21 protein-coding genes and 1 tRNA gene are annotated in these 21,164 nt (G+C 58.5%); 10 read left to right on the plus strand and 12 right to left on the minus strand.

Annotated features, from left to right (window positions below):
- Nucleotides 1-419: 419 nt before the first annotated feature.
- From QP995_RS02965 to QP995_RS02975, 3 genes are read right to left on the minus strand one after another with little or no spacing between them, the layout of a single operon-like run.
- Nucleotides 420-1,292 carry a metal ABC transporter permease gene (locus QP995_RS02965; RefSeq protein WP_049171868.1) on the minus strand — a complete coding sequence of 291 codons (873 nt, stop codon included), beginning with the start codon at nucleotides 1,290-1,292 and terminating at the stop codon, nucleotides 420-422.
- Nucleotides 1,292-1,972, minus strand: coding sequence for a metal ABC transporter ATP-binding protein (locus QP995_RS02970; protein ID WP_049171866.1), 681 nt, complete (start codon nucleotides 1,970-1,972; stop codon nucleotides 1,292-1,294). The genes QP995_RS02965 and QP995_RS02970 overlap by 1 nt, the downstream gene beginning before the upstream one ends.
- 2 nt (nucleotides 1,973-1,974) lie before the next feature.
- Complete coding sequence (locus QP995_RS02975; RefSeq protein WP_101687894.1) at nucleotides 1,975-3,009, minus strand: metal ABC transporter solute-binding protein, Zn/Mn family; 1,035 nt, start codon at nucleotides 3,007-3,009, stop codon at nucleotides 1,975-1,977.
- Nucleotides 3,010-3,326: 317 nt separating this feature from the next.
- Between QP995_RS02975 and QP995_RS02980 the strand changes: the two genes are divergently transcribed.
- Nucleotides 3,327-4,433, plus strand: coding sequence for a LacI family DNA-binding transcriptional regulator (locus tag QP995_RS02980; RefSeq protein ID WP_016421443.1), 1,107 nt, complete (start codon nucleotides 3,327-3,329; stop codon nucleotides 4,431-4,433).
- Nucleotides 4,434-4,536: 103 nt separating this feature from the next.
- Nucleotides 4,537-5,160, plus strand: coding sequence for a flavin reductase family protein (locus QP995_RS02985; RefSeq protein WP_016421442.1), 624 nt, complete (start codon nucleotides 4,537-4,539; stop codon nucleotides 5,158-5,160).
- Here QP995_RS02985 and QP995_RS02990 read toward each other — a convergent pair.
- The 3 genes from QP995_RS02990 to QP995_RS03000 form a co-directional block, all read right to left on the minus strand.
- Nucleotides 5,142-5,618 (minus strand): META domain-containing protein, encoded by a 477-nt coding sequence (locus QP995_RS02990; RefSeq protein ID WP_016421441.1) that lies wholly within the window; start codon nucleotides 5,616-5,618, stop codon nucleotides 5,142-5,144. The two genes, QP995_RS02985 and QP995_RS02990, sit on opposite strands and share 19 nt — an antisense overlap.
- Nucleotides 5,619-5,632: 14 nt before the next feature.
- A complete protein-coding gene (locus tag QP995_RS02995) occupies nucleotides 5,633-6,010 on the minus strand; it encodes a hypothetical protein (protein ID WP_016421440.1) in 378 nt (125 codons plus the stop codon).
- A gap of 277 nt (nucleotides 6,011-6,287) precedes the next feature.
- Nucleotides 6,288-7,916 carry a threonine/serine exporter family protein gene (locus QP995_RS03000; protein ID WP_284852888.1) on the minus strand — a complete coding sequence of 543 codons (1,629 nt, stop codon included), beginning with the start codon at nucleotides 7,914-7,916 and terminating at the stop codon, nucleotides 6,288-6,290.
- Nucleotides 7,917-8,275: 359 nt separating this feature from the next.
- Here QP995_RS03000 and QP995_RS03005 point away from each other — a divergent pair.
- The 3 genes from QP995_RS03005 to QP995_RS03015 all read left to right on the plus strand — a co-directional run bounded on the left by QP995_RS03005 (nucleotide 8,276) and on the right by QP995_RS03015 (nucleotide 10,292).
- Nucleotides 8,276-8,351 (plus strand) — tRNA-Thr (locus QP995_RS03005).
- 564 nt (nucleotides 8,352-8,915) lie between these two features.
- Complete coding sequence (locus QP995_RS03010; protein WP_070603951.1) at nucleotides 8,916-9,323, plus strand: arsenate reductase/protein-tyrosine-phosphatase family protein; 408 nt, start codon at nucleotides 8,916-8,918, stop codon at nucleotides 9,321-9,323.
- Between the two features lie 126 nt (nucleotides 9,324-9,449).
- Nucleotides 9,450-10,292, plus strand: a complete 843-nt coding sequence (locus tag QP995_RS03015) for a PaaI family thioesterase (protein WP_284852889.1) — start codon at nucleotides 9,450-9,452, stop codon at nucleotides 10,290-10,292.
- 9 nt (nucleotides 10,293-10,301) lie between these two features.
- Here QP995_RS03015 and QP995_RS03020 read toward each other — a convergent pair whose 3' ends face one another.
- The 3 genes from QP995_RS03020 to QP995_RS03030 form a co-directional block, all read right to left on the minus strand.
- Entirely contained in the window at nucleotides 10,302-11,075 is a 774-nt protein-coding gene (locus QP995_RS03020; RefSeq protein WP_284852890.1) for an esterase/lipase family protein, read from the minus strand.
- Nucleotides 11,065-11,832, minus strand: a complete 768-nt coding sequence (locus tag QP995_RS03025; RefSeq protein ID WP_350309313.1) for an esterase/lipase family protein — start codon at nucleotides 11,830-11,832, stop codon at nucleotides 11,065-11,067. The genes QP995_RS03020 and QP995_RS03025 overlap by 11 nt, the downstream gene beginning before the upstream one ends.
- Nucleotides 11,833-11,954: 122 nt before the next feature.
- Nucleotides 11,955-12,377: an HIT family protein gene (locus QP995_RS03030; RefSeq protein ID WP_049172147.1), complete on the minus strand. Its 423-nt coding sequence runs from the start codon at nucleotides 12,375-12,377 to the stop codon at nucleotides 11,955-11,957.
- Nucleotides 12,378-12,457: 80 nt separating this feature from the next.
- Here QP995_RS03030 and purD point away from each other — a divergent pair, with 80 nt between their 5' ends.
- The 3 genes from purD to QP995_RS03045 all read left to right on the plus strand — a co-directional run bounded on the left by purD (nucleotide 12,458) and on the right by QP995_RS03045 (nucleotide 16,070).
- A complete protein-coding gene (gene purD / locus QP995_RS03035; protein WP_284852891.1) occupies nucleotides 12,458-13,732 on the plus strand; it encodes a phosphoribosylamine--glycine ligase in 1,275 nt (424 codons plus the stop codon).
- 239 nt (nucleotides 13,733-13,971) lie between these two features.
- Complete coding sequence (locus QP995_RS03040) at nucleotides 13,972-15,099, plus strand: aminotransferase class I/II-fold pyridoxal phosphate-dependent enzyme (RefSeq protein ID WP_284852903.1); 1,128 nt, start codon at nucleotides 13,972-13,974, stop codon at nucleotides 15,097-15,099.
- An 815-nt stretch (nucleotides 15,100-15,914) separates the two neighbouring features.
- Nucleotides 15,915-16,070 (plus strand): hypothetical protein, encoded by a 156-nt coding sequence (locus QP995_RS03045; protein ID WP_016421428.1) that lies wholly within the window; start codon nucleotides 15,915-15,917, stop codon nucleotides 16,068-16,070.
- 66 nt (nucleotides 16,071-16,136) lie between these two features.
- Here QP995_RS03045 and trpB read toward each other — a convergent pair whose 3' ends face one another.
- A complete protein-coding gene (gene trpB, locus QP995_RS03050; protein WP_126108189.1) occupies nucleotides 16,137-17,462 on the minus strand; it encodes a tryptophan synthase subunit beta in 1,326 nt (441 codons plus the stop codon).
- Nucleotides 17,463-17,898: 436 nt separating this feature from the next.
- On the opposite strand from trpB, the gene QP995_RS03055 reads away from it, so the two are divergent.
- Both QP995_RS03055 and QP995_RS03060 read left to right on the plus strand, forming a co-directional pair.
- Nucleotides 17,899-19,329 carry a TrkH family potassium uptake protein gene (locus QP995_RS03055; protein ID WP_149421154.1) on the plus strand — a complete coding sequence of 477 codons (1,431 nt, stop codon included), beginning with the start codon at nucleotides 17,899-17,901 and terminating at the stop codon, nucleotides 19,327-19,329.
- Nucleotides 19,322-20,023, plus strand: a complete 702-nt coding sequence (locus tag QP995_RS03060) for a potassium channel family protein (protein WP_016421425.1) — start codon at nucleotides 19,322-19,324, stop codon at nucleotides 20,021-20,023. The genes QP995_RS03055 and QP995_RS03060 overlap by 8 nt, the downstream gene beginning before the upstream one ends.
- Before the next feature lie 10 nt (nucleotides 20,024-20,033).
- On the opposite strand, the gene QP995_RS03065 is transcribed toward QP995_RS03060, so the two are convergent.
- Complete coding sequence (locus QP995_RS03065) at nucleotides 20,034-20,375, minus strand: cupin domain-containing protein (RefSeq protein WP_049172151.1); 342 nt, start codon at nucleotides 20,373-20,375, stop codon at nucleotides 20,034-20,036.
- Nucleotides 20,376-20,381: 6 nt separating this feature from the next.
- A complete protein-coding gene (locus QP995_RS03070) occupies nucleotides 20,382-21,140 on the minus strand; it encodes a thiamine phosphate synthase (RefSeq protein ID WP_049189686.1) in 759 nt (252 codons plus the stop codon).
- Between the last annotated feature and the right edge of the window lie 24 nt (nucleotides 21,141-21,164).

Below are 21,164 nucleotides of genomic sequence, written 5' to 3' on the forward strand. Positions count from 1 at the left end.
CCGGCGTGCGCTGCAGAAATGACGGCGTTATTATCACTTCCAACAGAAAATTATCCGTAGTTTCCTGAAGGGGAGGGCGGGCAAATCATGCTCCTAGAAATGGGGGCGTAATTGGCCGTAATTTAGGGATGCTCACGGACCTAGCGGTGGCTTGTACAGCTAGCTTTTGGGTCACTGAGATGTCAGACCACGACATCCTCAGCGTTAGTTTTTCTGTCTGCCGGGTCACCCCATTTCGGCAGCCTCGCAGTCTTAAAAAGAGCGGGGGTATTGGAGTCTGCTTTTAGAGAATCCAGTAAAAATACGGGCAGCCCCTCGGTGGCGAGAGGGGAGGTGGACGCACCTTCTCCGCAATCGTCACTCGAGGAGCTGCCCGATGTTTTTGTTGTTTTAAAAGCCACTCCGAAAAGCGTATGTGTCTATTTGCTCCACTTGGCAGCCTGAACGTCGTCACGCGTTGCCTTACGCGACTGCACCGTTCCGATGGCGTAGCAAATCAGGTAGAGGACAAACGCGATTGTCGTCACTAGAACGCTGACCGGGATGCCCGGTGCGAGCGAGAGGACGATGCCGCCGACAGCCGCGACCTCGGCGAAGATGGTCGACAGGATGATGGCCTTCACCGGCGAGGCAGTGACGAATGCGGCCGCGGCACCCGGGGTGATAATCAGGGCGATGACGAGCAGGGAGCCGACAATTTGCACGCCCTGGGCGGCGACGAGACCGGTGAGAATCGCGAAGTAGATCGATAGCGCCTTCACATTGACACCACAGGCGGCGGCCATGATGGGGTCAGCGGAGGCGAATAGCAGCGGCCGCCATTTCCAGGCAACGCCGCCGACGACGATGACCGCGACGATGGCCATCGTCCATAGAGAAGTGTCAGTCAGACCAATGATCTGGCCGGTGAGAAGTGAAAACGCGGTACTTGTCCGGCCAGGGTAGAGGTGGATAAACAGCACCGATAAGCCCATGCCGAAGCTCAAAACCACGCCCACAACCGCATCTTGGCGCCCTCGAAGCGACAGTGCTGCCAGGACTATTGCGATGAGCACCGAGCCGATAATGGCGCCGCTGCTGACACTGACACCCAGTAATAGAGCCGCGGATGCGCCCATGAGTGCCAGCTCACTGGTGCCGTGGACCGTGAAGCTCATCTGCCGCATGACAATCAGGGGCGAGATGATGCCGGAAATCAGCCCAAGCAGTGCCGCTGCAATGAGGGCATTGTGGACGAAGCCGACCTGGAGTAGAGCGGCGGTGTCGGAGAAATACTGAGCCAGTAGGGTCATTAGGCGATAACCAACTTTCCCTCGACACGGGCAACCACAATTTTGGTTTGGTAGAGCTCCGAGAGCGTCTCTGAGGTGATAATTTCCTCGACCGATCCGACCGCATGTCCATGCGGCGTCAGGTAGAGCACCCGGTCACAGACGCCCAGGATGGGGTTGATGTCGTGGGTGACAAAGACGACTGCCGTGTCATTTTCCCGGCGATGCCGGTCCAGGCGCTCGACCGTGGTCCGTTGTGCCGCAGGGTCGAGGGAGAGCAGAGGCTCGTCGCAAAGCAAAAAATCCGGTGCCGAAACGAGCGCCTGCGCCTGGCGCACAAGCTGTTGCTGACCGCCAGAGAGCGTGCCGACACGACGGTCCGCAATACCCGTTGCGCCGACAAAGTCCAGCATCTGGTCGGTGGCGGAGCGGTTCTTGCCGGCCGCCAGCTCGACGAGGTCGCGAACCCGAATGGGCAGCGAGGGCTCGAACATCCGCTGCTGCGGAATGTAGCCCAGGTTTCCGTCGACTTTTACTGAACCGTGAGTCAGCCGTCGCATGCCAAGGGCGGTGGTCAGCAGCGTGGATTTGCCGACGCCGTTCGGACCCAGGATGGCCAAGAACTCGCCGGGCTCGATATCCAAATTCAGACCGGACCACAGCGGTTCGACGGCTGCGTCAGTAAAAGTCAGTGAGGGCAAAGTTATGCGGACTCCATATCGGAAAGGGTTTGCTTGTAGAGGTCAAAGAACGACTGGTCAGTGCTGGGTGACTCAAAAACATCGACGATTTTAACGCCCTTTGCTTTGGCTGCCTCGACGAGTCGCTGCGAGACCTGGTCGTGGGTCTGTGGCGAGTCGATGAGGTAGTCCAGCTCGCCGGACTCGATCAGCTTGAGCATTTCATTGACATCGCTTGCCGACGGCTCGGACTCATTCAGCGTGGACTGACGGTAGCCCTTCGGGGTGATGTCCTTGATCTTCGTGTCCTTCAGGATGTCATCGGCCAGCGGGTGAACCTGAGCAACCTTAGCGGCCTCGAGCTTGCTCTTGGCCTCTTCGATGTCCTTGATTTCCTTGTCGACAGCCTTGGTGTCGGCCTTGGCGCCCATCTTGGTCAGAGCTTCGGCGAGCTGCTCTGCAGTTTCTTCAACCGCATCGGTGTCGTACCAGACGTGTTCGTTGGCTTCGCCGTCATGGTGGTGGTGCTCGTGGCCTTCGTGGTCGTCGTGACCTTCGCCATCATGCTCGTGGCCTTCATGGTCGTGCTCGTGGCCCTCGTGATCATGGTCGTGACCTTCGTGGTCGTGGTCGTGGTCGTGGCCCTCGTGATCATGGTCATGTTCGTGGTCATGGCCTTCTTCCTGCGGCAGCGCAGAGATAATGACCTTGTCCTTTGCGTCACGCAGAGAGGAGGTCAGCCATGCGTCGTAATGCCCGCCACCTGCGACGAGAATATCGGCGTCCCCTACCTTTGCCATGTCGGCTGCGGCCGGTTCGTAGGAGTGAGGGTCGATGTCGTTGGACGCGATAATCGGGTCGATGGAGACCTTCTCGTCGTCGGTGACTGCGTCGGCGACGTCTGCCCAGACCTTGGTGGAGGTGACCACCTTAATGGTGTCTTCGGACTTGCCCGCGGACGTAGCGCTGTCATCATTGCTGGAGCATGCGCCGAGACCTGCGACGAGGCCGGCGCTGGCGACTAGCGCCGCGATGCGCGTGGAAAAGCGTGCCTTCATATATGTATCCAATCCTGTTGCGGGCTGAATTATTCCTTTTATTCAGCTCCTGAGCATTAACCGCTATTGAAAACAGTTGTCTTTTAGTTCAAATAACATAGTAGGGGCTGCGGAGACCCAGTCACAAGGCGGGCCTCTGCCGGAGTGGCCGAAATGACAGTCGCGCACATTCGTTGGGTAAAGTTGTCCGCGATTAGATGCGTGTGATGCTCGTTGTAGTTCTTTTCCATAAAATCGAGGTTTTCTACCTGAGGTAGCTGGACGAAGATATCTGAGCGGGCAGTCGCTGTTGGTTTTTCAAGAAGGGTCGGTATTCCGTGCAAAGTCGGCGTCGTCGTGGCACCTTGGCTTCCATCGCTGCAGAACTTGGGGTCTCGCGCACGACTGTGTCTAATGCTTACAACCGTCCTGACCAGCTCTCGGAGAAGTTGCGGGAGCACATCTTGGAAACTGCGGAGCGGCTTGGCTATCCCGGGCCGGACCCAATGGCTCGCGGTCTGCGCATGCGCCGGGTTGGCGCCATCGGCGTGCTGTTCACCGAGCACCTCCCGTTCGCTTTTGAAGACCCTGCGTCGGTGGATTTTCTCGCCGGCCTCGCAGAGGAGCTCGGCGAAATGGGCGACTCCATGTTGGTCATTCCAGCTTCCTCCGAGGAGGGCGGGGACGTAGATCTCAATCTGATTCGGCAAGCGGTGGTCGACGGTTTCGTGGTCTACTCCGTCGCGGACAACGACCCGTTCCTCGCTGCCGTGCGCGCCCGTGGCTTGCCGACGGTCGTGTGCGACCAGCCTGCAGATGCGGTGGCTCTACCGTTTGTGGGCATCGATGACCGTGAGGCCATCAAGCCCGCGGTGCGACACCTGACTGAACTGGGACATCGCAAGGTGGGAATCTTGTCAGTGCGATTGTCGCGTACCCCGAACTCGGGATATGTCACGGAGAAGCGGCTGGCAGAAGCTCATCACCAGGTGCAGAAGAACCGCGTCGAAGGTGCGCTGGAAGCGCTTGCCGAGGCTGGTATTCAGCAGGTGGATGTGCCTATCATCGAGCGCCACCTCAATGACCGCGAGAATAACCGCGATGCGGCTCGCCAGCTGCTGACCGACAACCCGGATCTCACGGCGGTGGTCTGTACCACGGATACTCAGGCAATTGCGGTCTTGGAATATGCCAAGGAGAACGGAATTCGTGTTCCGGAGGACCTGTCCATCACAGGCTTTGACGGAATCGAGCGCGCCCTCTTCCACAAGCTGACCACTGTAATTCAGCCGAATAGGCAGAAGGGCATTGCCGTCGGCCGCGCGCTGGCCGAGGAGCTTGAGGCCGCACGCGAGGACAGCGGTCGCGCTCCTCGCGTCTTGTTGGAGACTGAGTTTGTCGTTGGATCGACAACCGCAGCGCCGTCGGCACCGTCAGCCGGGTAGCGGGCCGACGAGGGTAACAACATCGTGGCGCTATCGGGGGCTCTTGGGGTGGTAAACCCCACCTCGTCTTTACTGTGTTCGGATTCAGATTAAGGTCTATTACATGACAGATTCAACAAATTCGAGCACCGACCGATCAGCTGCGGCTCTCAATAGTCCGGAAGCTACCCGCGACGACCATGTCGAACTTGGCGGCCCCGTCGAATTGGATGAAATGTCTATCCGTGGCGCGATGAGTGAGTTCACCACTGGCGTGACCATTATCGCCACCGAGGATGAAGGCGAAGCGTACGGTTTCGCCTGCCAGTCTTTTTCCTCGCTGAGTCTCACTCCACCGATGGTTCTGTTTACTGTCATGAAGACCTCGCGGTCCTGGCCGCATATACGGAACGCTGGACGCTTCTCCGTCAATGTGTTGGCCGAGGATCAGGAGGATATCTCGGCAGCCTTCGGCCGCAGTAATGGCGAAAAGTTCAAGACGGGGAAGTGGACCCGCTCTGAGCTGGGCAACCCTTTATTGCACGGCTGCTCCGTGTGGATTGATTGCACCGTCGTCGATGTTTACGAAGGCGGCGATCACTGGATTGTGACGGCGGATATTGTGGCTATCGGCAAGCGTGAAGAAATCAATCCGCTCATTTACCACCGCGGTTCTTACGCACGGGTTTCTCACCCCGGCACCGATGCGCCTGTCGATCAGAAGTGGCGTCAGCGCCCCTCGGTGTAACCCGAAGTTGTCGCAGTCCAGCCACGGCGATCCTCGCCTGGCTTGGGGTCTTTCATCTCTCGCATGCGCAGACCATTGTTGTCCTGCGTGTAGACGAATTCGCCCGCCACAATCTTGTGGAAACGCTCCGAATAGGTCTGCGCCTGGTCTGAGCAGTCCAAACTGCGAGTCTGCTCCGGGGTACCGAATTCGACCGCCTCGCCCTTCCACTGCAGCGAACCAGAGCCGTTGCCACAGGAATCAGCGAAGGTATATGTTGTCTGCCCCAACGTAATAGTCGGCGCCTGAGTTCCGTCCGGCACACCGTGGGGCAGGTTTGGGTCATCAAAGATCGCGGTTATCTGCCATTGCTTGCCGACGATCTCCGCTGCCGGCTTTGCCTGGCATGCGGTAGCCGTCATGGACACTGCCGCAACGACAGCTACTGCGGCAACCGCTTTTTTCCCGCTCCGACCCATGCTGCGTGACCCCGTTAGTTAGCTGCCTTCTTGGTGGTCTTCTTAGCAGCCTTCTTCGTCGTCTTCTTAGCGGCCTTCTTGGCAGCCTTCTTCGCCGTCTTACGAGTGGTCTTCTTTGCGGCCTTCTTGGTCGACTTCTTCGCAGTCTTCTTAGTGGACTTGCGTGTGCGCTTTGCGGTCTTCGGAGCGTTTTCCTTCTCGTATTCCTCGTGAACCTTCTTGAAGCTCAGGCCTTCCTTCTCCACTCCGAGCATGCACATCAGAGTGACGGCATCGTAGAAATCCTCGGCGAAGGTAGCAACAATTCGCCGTGCGCCAGCAGCGGTCTTTTCTTCGACCTTGTGAAGAGCCTCGTTCTGAGCAGTGCGAGTGTCTGTGACCTTCGGTGGCACGAATCCTCCTGGCAAGCATGGCCTTAATTGCGCCCCATACACCTACTTCTGCCAGCCATCTCGCCACATGCTCCCGGCACTGAGCTCAACCGAGTTCAGTGAAGAAGGAATGGGATTGTGATGACGCAGTTTCAGCTTTAAGCGCTACTTACAATTCAAAAACCTTATTCTACCACGTTGTTGATAGGTCGCGCGGTGTGGATAATGCTCCCATGGATACGGCTAGTCCACGCAGCGGCTGTCCCGCGGATTGAGCAGTGGCTGCCCCGCGGAATGGCTAGTCCACACGCGGGTTCATACCGCCCTTGAAGCGGTAGTTGCGTGGACGGCGAGGCTTGTTCCGCGGATTCACAGGACGGATGCGACGCATACCGGCCCGGATTGGACGGGTCAGGCCACTGTCTTCGCGCAGTGCGCGAGGGTGACGGAGCCTGCGCGCCATCCATTCACCGAGGACAATACCCGCAGCTAGTGCCGTCGCAATGCCTAGCGCTGAGGCTAGCGCCGTAAACCCCTTGGTCGGGTGGTCGTGCAGCAGTGCGTGCATACCGCGGTAGATCGTCATACCCGGAAGCAGCGGGGTTACGCCTGCCACTGCCGTAATCAGCGGCGGGATGGACCAACGTCGTGCCAGCAGGCCACCGATGAGACCAATCAGCGTTGCTGCCGCGCCTGCGCTGGTCACCGGATGAACTCCCAGTGGAGTCAACACGTAGTAGTAGGTCATCGACCCCAGCAGAGCGACCGTTCCGGACACTGACAACGCGGTGAACCCAGCATTCGAGGCCAACGCAAATGCGATTGAGGCGGTAGTTCCCGCTATCACCCTCACTGTCGCCTGTGCCAGGTTGAGGTCAGAACCCGCGATGACGTCGGGAAGCGGAATGCCCAGCATTCCGGAAAACTCGATGCCCATTGCGATGCCAGCGACGATTCCGCCGGTCAACAACATGGTGTCGAAGAAGCGCGCGGAGCCAGTCACAGGTGCGCCGGTGATGCCGTCTTGCAGTGCTTGCACGAGGGTTAGGCCGGCGAGCATCACGATAATTCCCGAGGCGATCAGCCTGGATGGCTGCATCTCAAAGGGGAGATACGCCTGCGCCGCATTGAGCACAGCAGCGGAGAGCGTGGCAATGAGACCGCCGACTGCATTCTGAAAGAATGTGGGCAACTCGCGGGCAGCGAGTTCACCAATCACGATGACGATGGCCAGTGTGACCGCAGCCGCGATAAGGGCGACCTCGAAACTCGAGCCGAGCAGCACTGTCACAGATGAAGCCAGCAATGCCCAGCCAGTGTAGATGACGCGGAGGCGGTATTTTGCGGGCTCACGCTCGACCTTGTCGATAGCCTCAATAGCCTCCTCCAAGCTCAGGTGGCCCGCGCGAATTCGGCGGATGACACGGTCGGTGTGACGCAAGCGCTCGAAGTCGGGCACTGGTGCGGTGACAACGCGCATCGCGGTAATAGGGGTACGGCGCGCGCCGATGAGGTGGTAGACCGTCACGGAGGTCAACGTGATATCGACTTGGATTTGGGTGAGGCCATAGGCTGAGGTCACGGCCTTAATTTGTAGCTCGGTATCGCGGTTGCCCGAGCCACATGCCAGCAATAGCCCGCCGATGCGAGCAGCGAGATCGAGTACGGCCGTGACCTGACTCGGGTCGGAATAATCGATCGGTGCCAGCGGCAGCGGGGTAGTAGTCGAGTGCACTAGGTCGACAGTTGCCGTTGGGCCGGAAACGAAATCAATCACGCGCTGCTTGAAGGTGGACTGACCTTCGATTGCAGGAAACTGGGTCTGCGGAGTGTCGTCGTAAGAGACAGTGGCTTCAGCGTCGTAGAGATCATTCTTCGCAGCGGAGTTTTCTCCGGCGTTGGAATTGCTGTCACCAGCGAATGACATGTCGACACTTCCTTTCCCCGATACTGCCTGGGGTGCATTGCAGTGATGCTGCAAAGACGCGATGCGGAGACGTTGCAGAAACATAGCCCCAGTGATTTAGCGATAGTCACACTACCCCGTCAGTGACCGAGAATCTTTATTCGTTTTTGAGGCGGTGAATTTGCCTATCTGAGCGGGGCTTTTAGCGTGTGGAAAAGTGTTCAAGAAGTGCGGTTGCAGTTTTCCTGTGGTGTCGTTTTTAACTTCTGCTTGCCAACCTGTACAATCGCCTGTCAGCGGCACAGCTGAGTTCGATTCTCAGGTTGACTCTGATTCTTTCGAGCCAGCGACGGCTAACGCCAAAAGGTCGCTTTAAAGTTGCCGGGATGGCGCAATTGGTAGCGCAACTGATTTGTAATCAGTAGGTTACGGGTTCGAGTCCCGTTTCCGGCTCCAAAACCCCAGGTCAGGAAGTTTTCCGGCCTGGGGTTCTTTGGTTTTAGGGGGTGGGCTTTTGGAGGGGGCTTTTTTGGGGGGCGGGGAGCAAAGGATGCGTTTATAGGCTGATTAAAGGGCAAATGCCTGTCGGGGCTGGGTGTCGGGCAGTTCTCTGTCACTTATGGCCACGCTGTCGGAAGTCCCGGTCAACATATGGATGAGCTATTCACTTATGGCCACGCTGCTGCGTATCGATAGGTGAATAGGGCATCGATAAGACAACGCAACACCGACAGCGGGACAACGCAACACCGACCGCAGAACAACGCAGCATCGACGCAACACCGACAGCCGGAAAATCACAGGTCACGGAGAATTCACATCTGTAACTCCAGCCCCATGCTTCACAGGAGTTACACGCGTATGTAAAGTGGGCTTTGTTTTTAAGTCATAAGCGTCGATAGGGCTGGTCTCGGGGAAGGGCCTGCGCTATGGGCGCTTTTGGCATTTTTCTGTAAAACCTTCCAGAAAACCCCACAAGCTGGGGTGATTTCTCTGAGAAAAATATTCTACGATAGAGCCATGTCAGAGGTGCTCTTTGTCAGTAGTTCAAACATGGGACTCTCACGCGTACTAGAAGGGCTGCTGCGGCAAGCTGCCCCGGGCCTGACAGTTTTGTCAGCAGGTATCAGCATCGATGATGATGACCGCGGTCTGGATGAAGACGCGCGGCGTGCACTCTGTGAGGTGGGGGCACGGTGCGATGGAGATCCTCATCAGCTCACGCCATCTCTCGCGGACAGTGCGGATGTGGTCATTGTTGTGGGGAAAATCGACGTTTCGGACTACATCGCACCAGATGTAGAGACGGAGCGCTGGGAATATGATGACCCGGCTGACCGCGGCATTTATGGTTATCCCCGCTACGCGCAATTGCGGGATTTCTTCACTCGGCGCGTCAATACGCTGGCGGAACGGTTTGCTGCCTAAATAGTCGCTGACTTCATAAAAGGTGGGGCGCGGGAACCGTCGTAAAGCATGTGCTGAAGCCGACACACTTTTGTTTTCGGACAATAATACCCGCGTCCGTCCGGTCAGCACCTAATGTAAGTAGTTATGTCTATTGGTCCCTCGCTGCGACGCACCCTGTACAAACTTGCTGAGAAAGAGATGTCCCCGGCTAAGGCAAAGTTCTTGCTGAACATTTGGCCGCCGCTGTTTGGCACCGGCATCCGTATCACCGAGATTGCGGATGACTGGTCGGCAGGTCGGCTGGAGCTGCGCCTGAACGCTCTGACTGCGAATATGCACGGCGCGGCATTCGGCGGTGCGCTGTTTTCGATGACGGATGTGCTGTTTGGCACGCTGGTTATGCAGCGCCTGGACGTCAAGAAGTACGAGGCATGGACCCGAACTGGGTCGTTTGAATTTATCCGCCCAGGTAAGAACGGTGCGTACCTCGAGGTAGAGGTGCCGGATGAGATGGTCGAAAAGCTTAAGGCCGAAACAGAAGGCGGCTATTCGACGGTCGTTCCATACACCTCTGTAATCCGAAACCGCGATGGTTCCCTGGTCGGTATTGGCCAGCAGGAGCTCTACGTGCGCCGTCGTGGCCGCAAGAAGCCGCCGGCCAACCCGAATCAGCAGGATCGTGTTGCCGGTGAGAACCTCATCTCTGCTGCTCGCACTCTTGCTCGGCTGGGGATGCGCGGGGTGGAAAACCGCGATGTGCTCGTCCGGCAGGAACGCACCGCACGACGCTGCATTTCGCCAGAGTCGCGTGCAGTCGCATGGCTCCACGGCGTCCTTGAGTACGGCGATGTCACTGTCGACGACTACCGCGCCGCAGGGCTTCCCGACGTCGTCATCGAGGCCCTCACCTCCGATAACCCCTCGCCAGCTGCGCAGCAGCTGCTTGCGGATGTCGTCACCGCGCGCGAGTCGTTGACCAAGCTCTAGGTCGAAGCTCTACGCCAATAGCCGAGTGATCAGATCGATCACTTTGGGGTCTGTTTGCTGCTTCCAATGCGCAACAGACCTGCCCTCCAGCTCGGATTCGAGCAAAACAGTTCGACTGTCCGGCAGGAAACTCTGCGCGGTATCGGACCACGGAATGACCAGACTGTCATGGTGGCTGATGACGTTAATCCAGTCAGGTGCAGCTGCCTTGCGCCCTCGGAGGTGTGGGGCAGTGTTGGCGGCAGGAAGGTCATATTTTTCTGCCGCTACCGCAATTTGATCGGCTAAAGCCTGTCCCATTAGCCAGCGGGCAAGAGACCCATTTCGCCAGCCCAAAATGCGGGAAATTCCAGTCAGATTTACGCCGCCGACAGAGCCCGACACGCTGATGACACGGCGAAATGAAATGCGCTCGTATTCAAGGTTCGCTAGGCGTGTAAATAACAGGAAAGCCAATAGCCCACCCTGAGAGTGAGCCACAATATCGACCGTGTCCGAGTTCGTTTCAGCGCAAACTCCGTTGATATAGTCCTCGACTTCGGCGACAGAATCCGCAAGGGCAGCAGTGCCGCGGTTTCCGTAGGCCGGTACATAGACGCGGCGGCCGAGGGAACGGAGCCCGTCGGCAAGCGGTGCCCACGCGCCGGGACTATCGAGCGTGCCATGTAATGCGATAACCGGAACGGGGTCGCTGAGGTTCCCCGCTGCCGGACTCGGATTTGGCTGGGACGGGCGAGCGGCTGTCGGCGGGAAAATCCGCGTTAGGAGCGGTCTATTTCGCATGCTCGGTTGGGTCAAAATCCTCGCCTACCAGCTTGAATAGTGCCTCGCGAGTAAGAGTGCGGGGACGCCAATCGTGTGCCATCTGCTCATGCAAAACGATGGCTTGAGGGAACGTGTCCTGCACATAGAGATTGGTGACCATGCCTGTGTCACCGTCATCCAAGAAACAGGACTGTGGCGGGGAAATGAGCTGGTCATACTTAGTGGCAATACAGGTGTAAGTAACGCCGGGGCCGAGAATATCGTGGGAATTGGAGTTCAAAACCATCTTTGAACCCGTGAGCTGTTCCAAACCGGAAACGCCCCAGTAGCTCTGAACAAAGTTGCTCATCAGCGACCTCGTGCCGGGAATCTTAGTGATGCCGGAAGCGATACCGCCCAGGTTGGTGCCGTGATTGGGGGCGGCAAGACAGACAACATGCTTGATGTACTTGGAAATGCGTAGAGAAAGCAGGGTGGCAATTAAGCCGCCTTGCGAGTGCCCCACGATAACGGCGTGCTTGGCGCCAGTCGCGTGCAGGACAGCCTTGATGTAGGGCACGAGCATGTCGATGGACTGATTGATGGGGTCTGTTGCACGGTGCCCAAAGTCTGGCGCGAAGACAGCCCAGCCATCTTCCCGCAACTGACCGCCAAGGGTCTCCCAAATGCCCTTGACCTGGCCTGTTCCGTGCAGGAGGATGACCGGCCACGGCCGAGACTTGGATACTTTGGCTCCCCAGTTATCTTCGAAAACACCGCGCAGCGGACGGAAGATGGCATAGGGAAGCGATGCTGATCCTTCAGCTGCAGCCGGTTGTTGCGCCTCCGGTTCCTGCGCTTCAGGGGCAGGGACTACCGGAAGTTGTTCTTCCCGAAAATCCTCGTTTGAAGCGGCGATTAGCGCACCAACTTTCCGTCTTCGTCAGTCCCGAGGGCCTTCCGTAGCTTGGCGGCGGCCTCATCCATGGACTCTGCGGAAGGATTGCGATCTACCGACTGTAGGTTGTACCCGGACATATCGTGGGCAGGGAAGATATGAATGTGCGTGTGCGGAACCTCGAAGCCGGCGATGAGGTAGCCAGCACGCGGAGCGTCAAAAGCGGAGACAACAGCCTGACCAACCTTCTGGGCAACCTCATTGAGGTGGGCCCATAGCTCAGGCGAGGCGTCCGTCCACTTGTCCACCTCTTCAACAGGGACGACCAGTGTATGACCAGGTGCAATTGGCTCGATGGTCAAAAATGCGACGACCTTGTCATCGCGGTAGACAAAACGACCGGGGAGTTCACCGTTGATGATCTTGGTAAATACTGTGCTCATGTGCCAAGGGTAACCCGAATAGCGGATTGAGGGGTTGGGTGCGATGAGAGTTATCCGGGCTGATTAGTAAGATGATTGCTATGCGCATCCTCGTAATTGGCTCCGGTGCCCGTGAGCACGCCCTGTTGTACGCAATGAGTAAGGACCCGCAGGCTACTGATCTTCACGTAGCCCCTGGTAATGCGGGTATGAGTGAAATTGCAACCATGCATCCACTGGTCGTGGATGACCCCGCTGGCGCTGTTGCGCTGGCCAAGGAAATTGGGGCCGATTTGGTTGTTATTGGCCCGGAGGTTCCGCTGGTCGCGGGTGTGGCAGACGCACTGCGCGACGCTGGTTTCGCGGTCTTCGGCCCGAACGCTGACGCAGCTCGGATTGAGGGGTCCAAGGCTTTCGCTAAGGACGTCATGAAGGCGGCTGGGGTAAAGACCGCCTCGGCAGAGGCCATCCAGCCGGAGGCTTCCGACGAAGACATCGAGGCCGCCATTGACCGCTTTGGCCCGAACTGGGTCGTGAAGGATGACGGTCTGGCTGCTGGCAAGGGAGTCGTGGTCACTAAGGACCGCGCTGAGGCTCTCGAACACGCAAAGGCGGTGCTGGCAGCCGGTAACCCGGTGCTGCTGGAGTCCTTCCTGGACGGCCCGGAAGTTTCCCTGTTCTGCCTGGTCGACGGCGAAACCGTCGTCCCGCTGTTGCCGGCTCAGGACCACAAGCGCGTCGGTAATAACGACGAGGGGCCGAACACCGGTGGCATGGGTGCTTACAGCCCGCTGTCCTGGCTGCCGGAAGTCGCAACTGAGCGCATTGTCGCCGAGGTCTGCGAACCGGTCGCTCGTGAAATGGCTGCTCGCGGCTGCCCGTTCCAGGGTCTGCTGTACGCAGGTCTGGCCTGGGGCGAGGACGGCCCGGCTGTCATTGAGTTCAACTGCCGTTTCGGTGACCCGGAGACCCAGGCCGTGCTGGCGCTGCTGGAGTCCCCGGTGGCGCAGCTGCTCAACGCCGCTGCTACCGGAACATTGGCGGACTTCGGTCCGCTGTCTTGGCGTGATGGTTACGCTCTGACTGTTGTGCTGGCCGCTGAAGGCTACCCGGTATCGACGCGCACGGGTGATGTCATTGAAGGTGCAGAGCCTGGCCGTGAGGCAGATGGCATTCTCCACGCAGGTACTGCCCGCAATGCTGCGGGTGAGCTGGTCTCCGCTGGTGGCCGTGTGCTCAACGTCATCGGCGTTGGTGACACGCTGGAAGAGGCCCGCGACAAGGCGTACGAGACCATCAAGACCATTAAGCTCGAGGGCTCGCACTACCGCACCGACATTGCACTACCTGCAGTTGAGGGCCGTATTTCCATCTAAATAATGCCCGAGGTGTTCAGGCTGCACTCGGATGCCTCACTGGTGCACCCACCCGGGATGAACTGGATTTCCCGGGTGGCCTCGGCGGCTGCAAAGATGAAGGTATGCACGCCGAATCTCCGCAGTCGCCAAAGTCGTCGCAGTCACCGCAGCCGTTAAACTCCTCGCAGTCACCGCAGGCATCCCAGCCCCAGCGCGACCTAGCATCCCGCCGCTGTGAGGTCGCACCCTTCCATGTGATGGATGTTCTCGCGCTCGCACAGGAGCGTCAGCGCACTCACGGTGACGCTCTATTCCTCTGCGTGGGACAGCCCGCGACCGCGGCCCCGGCTGCCGCGATTGCCCGTGCGCGTGCTGATTTAGAAAATCAGGTTCTGGGCTACACAGCGGCCGTCGGCACGCCTGAGCTGCGTGCAACCATCGCCGCCTGGCATCGTGAAAACTACGGCACGGACACGGAGGCCGCTGATGTTGTCATCACTACCGGTTCTTCCGGCGGTTTCGTAGCGCTCTTCCTCGCAGCGCTCGACGTCGGCGATGACATCGTGCTCGCGCGCCCGGGCTATCCCGCATACCGCAATACGCTGCAGGCGCTCGGCGCCAACATTGTTGAGATTGACTGCGGTCCCGAGACTCGTTTCCAACTCACTGCCCAGCACCTGGAGGCACTTCCGCGCGTGCCCAAGGCCGTGATTGTCACCAGTCCGGATAATCCCACTGGCACCATTATCGATGCCGACGAGCTGCGTGCCATTGCGAAGTGGTGTGAGCAGCACGATTGCCTGCTCATTTCCGACGAGATTTATCACGGCATTACTTATGGCCGACAGTGTGCGTCTGCACGCGAGTTCTCCGACGCGGCGGTCGTGGTCGGCAGTGTCAGTAAGTACTTCTCGATGACCGGCTGGCGCGTCGGCTGGCTAATCGTTCCCAAGTGGCTGCGTGCGCCGCTTGATCGCCTCGAAGCCAACCTCACTGTCTGTCCACCGGCAATTTCGCAGGCAGCGGCGGTGGAAGCGTTCAACTCCGAGTCCATTGCCGAGCTCAATTCGCACGTGACGCGTTACGCACGCAACCGCGACGTTTTGCTCGAGGGGCTGCCCCGCGTCGGTCTCGGTAATATCGCTCCGCCCGACGGCGGTTTCTATATCTATGCCAATATCGCAGGGCTTTACGACGACCCGAACTCCGTCGACTCCATGACATGGGCACGGGAACTGTTGGCTGCAACGGGCGTGGCCGTTGCCCCTGGAATCGACTTCGACACAGAGAACGGCCATGAGTGGGTTCGCCTCTGCTTCGCCGGTGAGACTTCCGAGATGGAAGAGGCTGTTCGGCGTATTGGGGTATTTACTGGTCGTCGTTAAAGCGGCTTTAGTGGCGCTCACGGTGTGATTTACCTCACCCTTTCAGGGGTGTTTTTCAGCCGGTCGAGATAGGGAGCTCGACGGGCGAATCGCTGCTTTAAATCCTCTACCGGCGGCCACTGGTAGAGCCGATGTTGGGGCATTCCTGGAAGGAGCCGTTGGGCCTCTGTTTTCTTGATCGCCCGTTCGCTCTAAAGGCGGAAAAACTGCCTCAGATTGAGGGCTCTGTGGCTGCAGTCACATCAAGTGAGGCTGGGGTTGGGGCGATAGTGGAGTGGGGTGGGCTTCGTGGCAGCATCTTTGACAGCCGGCAGCTCTGTCGGTGGTCTATTTCCGCTGGCAGGGGGACCCTTTTTCTTTAATTGCCGATGGGGTTGACCTCTGAGGAGTTGACGGCTATCCCCGCACGGGGTGACGATTGAGCGCGGTGTGTAACTCATGTTCAACGATGGTTGCAAGCGCTTTTAGTGGGGATAGTTTATGTCCGACCGAAAGATGCTTCCGCGCCCTGTTTTTGGCTGTGTAAAAGCGCGATTTTTGAAGCCGCTGTCGGGAGCGGTGAAGCGAGGCTTGGGGTGGCGCCGAGGGGTGCTGTTTGTGGTGCAGTGATTGAGCTAAAAAACGTCCAAAAGTTAACAAAAGGTTAACTAAAAATAAAGTTTAGTGCTTGCCAGGTTGCGTGTTGTGGTCTACGGTTGCAAGTCATAAGTTCCAAACGGTTCGATGAAACATTGTTTCAACTGCGGAATCGCAAAGAATCGGTTGGAGAAGTCCAACAATAAAGATCAAAGAGATCTTAAGAGAGGTGACCTCTGATGAACGCATTCAACGAGATTATGGATACTGTGTCCCCGATTTTCCGGGACGGCAAGGAATCTAAGCAGGATGCGCTGGCATCGCTGCTTGCCGAAGCCATCGTGGAGGCGAACCCGAACCAGGGCATCGCCGCCGACGACCGCCGCGCTGCCTAACAAGAATTAGCTTTGGTCCGATTCCTGCTAGGCAGCTAGTGGGGAAACAATCCCTACTGGTTATTCCTACTGGTTCAGGAACTCCCGGACCTGCTCCATATCCTTATCACCGCGACCCGACAGGTTCACGAGCAACAGCAAAGGCTCATCGCCTTCGTGAACCGGCAGCCCGAGCTCGCTACCAGCGGCAGGGTCGGTTTCACGGAGTCGCGCAATTTTAATGGCCTGCGCCAGCGCATGCGAGGATTCCATCGCCGGAATAATGCCCTCCATGCGGCTGAGCAGCTGGAACGCTTCCAGCGCCTCCTCGTCGGTAATCCCGACATAGCTGGCGCGGCCATTCTCCTTCAGCATGCCGTGCTCCGGGCCAACAGACGGGTAATCCAAGCCCGCCGAGATGGAGTGCGATGGCAACACCTCGCCGTCGTCGGAAAGCATGACAAATGAGCGCATGCCGTGAAGGACGCCAGTCTTACCCGCGTTGATGGGCGCGCCGTGACGATCGGTGTCGAGTCCCTCACCTGCGGGCTCGACACCAATGAGGGCGACATCGGAGTCGTCGATGTAGTTAGCAAATGCGCCGATGGCGTTGGAGCCGCCACCGACGGCTGCGATCACAGCGTCGGGAAGCTTGCCGTAACGCTCGACCATCTGACCGCGTGATTCCTCCGAGATGACCTGCTGGAATTCACGCACGATAGTGGGGAATGGGTGCGGACCGGCGGCGGTGCCCAGTAGGTAGAAAGTGGAGTCGAGAGTCTTGCTCCACTCGACCAGTGCCTCGTCAATAGCATCCTTCAAACCGGCCTCGCCGGTGGTGACGGGAACGACCTTCGCGCCCATGAGCTCCATGCGCTCGACATTGGGGTGCTGGCGGGCGACATCGTGCGCGCCCATGTAAATCTCGCACTCAAGTCCCAGCAGCGCTGCGGCCATCGCGGTGGCCGTGCCGTGCTGGCCTGCACCCGTCTCAGCAATGAGGCGGGTTTTTCCCATGCGCTTTGCCAACAGTGCCTGGCCAACCACGTTGTTGCCCTTGTGCGCGCCGCCGTGGTTCAAGTCCTCGCGCTTCAGCACAATCGTCGTGTTCGGCGTGGATAGACGACGGCATTCGAACAGCGGGGTCGCGCGGCCGAGGAAATCACGACGTAGTTCTTCCAGCTCGCGCTGGAACTCCGGATTGCTCATCGCCTCGATGTAAGCCGCTTCCAGCTCATCGAGTGCTGGTAGCAGGAACTCCGGCACTTCCTGTCCGCCGAAGCGACCGAAAAATGCAGGCAAGAGAGTTTCGCGCACCTCGCCCGCGCCGTTAACGCTTGCCGACGGCGCCCTGGTTGCAGTCGGTGCTGAAGCCTTGGCGATGGCATCCGCGCTGGGGTTGTAATCAGTCATTGAGGGGGCCTTTCGTTGCTGTTGTTTATTTCAGCGGGCCCTGGTTCTCTTTGTCGAACCGATAAAAGTCTCGAACCGACAAAAGAAAAGAGCCCGCCAGATTTAACTTCTTGCGAGCTCGTACTTGACGGGTTTGCCGTCGAATTTAATGAGATGACGTGACGTTGCTCGCGGACTTAAGCGAGCCACCACCACTGTGCGCCGCACGGCGCGGGTGTGTTCATCAGGGGTGTCATCATGAATCTGACCATAACTCAAGCTTTCCGCAGTAGCCAAAGCGGGGTGGGGTGTGGGGGCGGGGATTGGGCGCGAATTGTGTACGGGGTATCGCAACTGCGCCTGGGGCGTAAGGCAGTTCCCCTCTAGGCCGGGTATATGCAGAGGCGGAATATCAACATTCCCCTCGACACCGCTGGCCATGAGGACTAACGTTCCGATGGTGATTACGCTGTCGCGGCAGACCACTAAATCACGTCGGGGAGTTCGTCCCACGACGCTGGTGGTGTGGTGTTATGTCGCCCTCATAACCGTTGGCACGGTTTTGTTAATGCTGCCGATTTCGGCAGCCAATAGCCACCCCACGGGACATTGTGCCCCGAGCCCTGGGGATATGTGCCTGCCCACGGCGCTGTCTGATGCGCTGTTCACAGCCACCTCGGCAACGAGCCTGACCGGCCTGATCACCGTAGATACGGCTACCCATTGGTCAACCTTCGGCAAGGTTGTCATCATGCTGTTGATTCAGCTGGGTGGCCTCGGGTTCATGACCTTGGCTTCTCTTTTTGGCCTCTTCGTAGCAGGAAGACTCGGCCTTAACCGCCGTGCTGGTGCGCGCGTTGAGGGCCGCGGTATGGACATGGGCGAGATCTCATGGGTTGTCCGTGCTGCCGTTAGCTTCACGCTGTTGGTGGAGTTTGTTGTGGCAGTGGCACTTATGCTGCGGTTCCACCTAGGTTACGGGTACGGCTGGGGGAGAGCTGCGTGGGAGGGCTTGTTCCATGCCATCTCAAGCTTCAACAATGCCGGTTTTGCTCTGTATACGGACAACGTCATTGGGTTCCACAGTGATGCCTGGATACTTTTGCCGCTGGCCTTCTCTCTTATCGTTGGTGGTCTGGGTTTTTCTGTTCTGCTCGAGGCCTGGCGACACCTGAAAGCGTGGCTTAGTGTCCGCACGCGAGGGCAGTTGCCTAAACGCTGGTCTCTGACTACTCGCTTCACTATCAAAGGCACCATCCTGCTGATTGCTTTGGGCACAATCATGGTGGCATTTGGTGAGTGGTCCAATACCATGTCTGGTTTCACTACAGGGGAGAAGATACTCAACTCATTCTTCGCTAGTGTGAGCCCGCGTACCGCGGGGTTCAACGCGCTCGATTACGCGGACTTCCACCCATCGACACTGCTGGGCACTGACTTCCTCATGTTCATTGGTGGCGGCACCGGTGGTACTGCAGGTGGCGTGAAAATCACGACGTCGGCAGTCATTCTCGCCGCCGTTCTCGCGGAGATTCGCGGTGACACCTCCGTGTCCGTGGCTCGGCGGCGCCTCAACCCAAAGGTGCTGCGTCAGGCCCTCGTCGTTCTTGCATTCGGTATTGGCCAGGTTTTTCTGGCAGTAATCGCCGTCAGTTTCCTAGCGCCACAGTTTTCTACTGACCAAATCCTTTTTGAAGTAGTCAGTGCCTTCGCCACGGTAGGCCTTTCCACAGGTATCACCGCTGACCTGCCGGTGGCAGCACAGGCAATCTTCATCGTGCTGATGTTCGCCGGACGTGTTGGCCCAATCGCCTTGGCGACGGCCTTGGCCGCCCGCCCACGCCAGCGCATCTACGAATATCCAGAAGAAAGGCCCTTCATTGGCTAACTCGAAATTCAATCCGTTTGCTGGTTTTGCAGAGCATTTCGCCGACCAAGTCAGCTCTTCTCCTGTTGTAATCCTTGGCATGGGGCGTTTCGGACAGGCGCTCGGCGAGGAGCTGGTCGCTGGCGGTATCGAGGTTCTCTGCGTAGACCATCGCGAAAAGGTGGTTCAGGAGCTGTCCTCGACCTTCGACCACGTGGTCACCGCCGACACCACCATGCCGGAAGTACTGAAGCAGCTCGGCGTCGATGAAGCCGAACGTGTGGTCATTGCCATCGGCAGTGATATCGAGGCGTCGTTGCTGACCGCGTCCGCACTGGTGGACATGGATGTGCCGCTGATTTGGGCAAAGGCCGATAACCAGGCTCACGCCAAGATTCTGGGCCAGATCGGTGTGCACCATGTCATTCGCCCGGAGGCCGACACCGGCCGTCGTATTGCGCACCTAATCGGCGGCAAGGTCCAGGACTTCCTGGAGTTCGATCGCGACTACGCAGTCGGTAAGGTCGCCCCACCAATCCATTGCCTGGATAAGACGGTGGCGGAGATTAACCAGAGCGCACCGATTACGGTCGTCGCCGTACAAAAGCGCGGTCAGCGCTTCCGCCCCGCGCTTGCCGACGACCGCATTACCGCAGGTGACCTGTTGATTGTCTCCGGTGCCATTCGGCAGTTGGAGACGTTCGCCGGGGAGTAGGCGCTGATTGCTACTTGTCGCCGTGGCTGTCGATTCCGTCGACGCCTGTGACCGTGGTCAGCAAAAACACGGAATCTGTTAGAGCTTTCACGCCATGCTTGACGTGGGTGAGCACTTTGAGATTGCCCTCGGAAATCGTGGTTTCATCGGCACCGGTGATTTCAACTTCGCCAACAAGAACAAGCATCGAGGCTGCGGGCGGCGAGTTATGGGCGGAAAGCTCAGTTCCTTCAGTCAGTGCGATGAGAGTCTGGCGTAGCGGGCCGTCGTGGACAACAATTTCCGCAGCGCGGCCATTGCTATTCGCTTTAGCTTGAGTCAGAAGGTCGTCTTGTTGTGAATTAATATTCACAGCGTCCTAGCTCCTTGGTGAAACCACAGCGCGCAGAGCACGCGCTGCCTCTTCCGGATTTGCTGCCTCGGTTAGTGCGCGAACCACCACAATGCGCTCCGCGCCAGCGGCGATAACTTCGCCGGCGGTCTCGGCGTTGATACCGCCGATTGCCCACCATGGCTTTACCGGGTCACTTGCGCCGCGGTCGTGCGGGCGCACAATATCGGCCACGGAATCCTGGTGGGACTCCGCTGAACCCTGTGCACGCGCCCTCCGCACGAGTGCCGCAGCTTCACGGACCATCTCGACTCCGACGGGCTGACGGTCGGGCTTCGTCGGGGTGGCATACACCGGACCGATCACCGCGTAATCGATGCCATCGTCGGCAAGCGAGGTGGCGAACATGTCCAGATTTCGGTTGGATCGGCCGATGAGAACCTCGGGGCCAACGATCTGGCGGGCCTGCTCGGTGGTGAGGTCTTCCTGACCCACATGCAGGATGTCTGCGCCGGTCAGCGCGGCAATGTCGGCGCGGTCATTGACGGCGAAGAGCTTGCCGTGTTCAGCGGCGACCTCGGCGAGGGTCTCCACAGCGGCAATCTCGTCGCGGGTGTCGACTTTCTTGTCGCGCAGCTGGATGATGTCGGTGCCGCCTTCGTAACAGGCGTGCAGGAATTCACGCAGATCACCGCGGGATGCGCGCGAGTCGGTGCAGAGGTACAGGCGGGCGTCGGCAAGCAGGGCGCGTCGTGTTGTGCGAGTGGCAGCTGATGAGGCGTTCATGTCCCCATGTTAGGCGAGGTTGAG

The organism is Corynebacterium sp. MSK032, from assembly GCF_030232065.1.
Taxonomy (GTDB): domain Bacteria; phylum Actinomycetota; class Actinomycetes; order Mycobacteriales; family Mycobacteriaceae; genus Corynebacterium; species Corynebacterium jeikeium_D.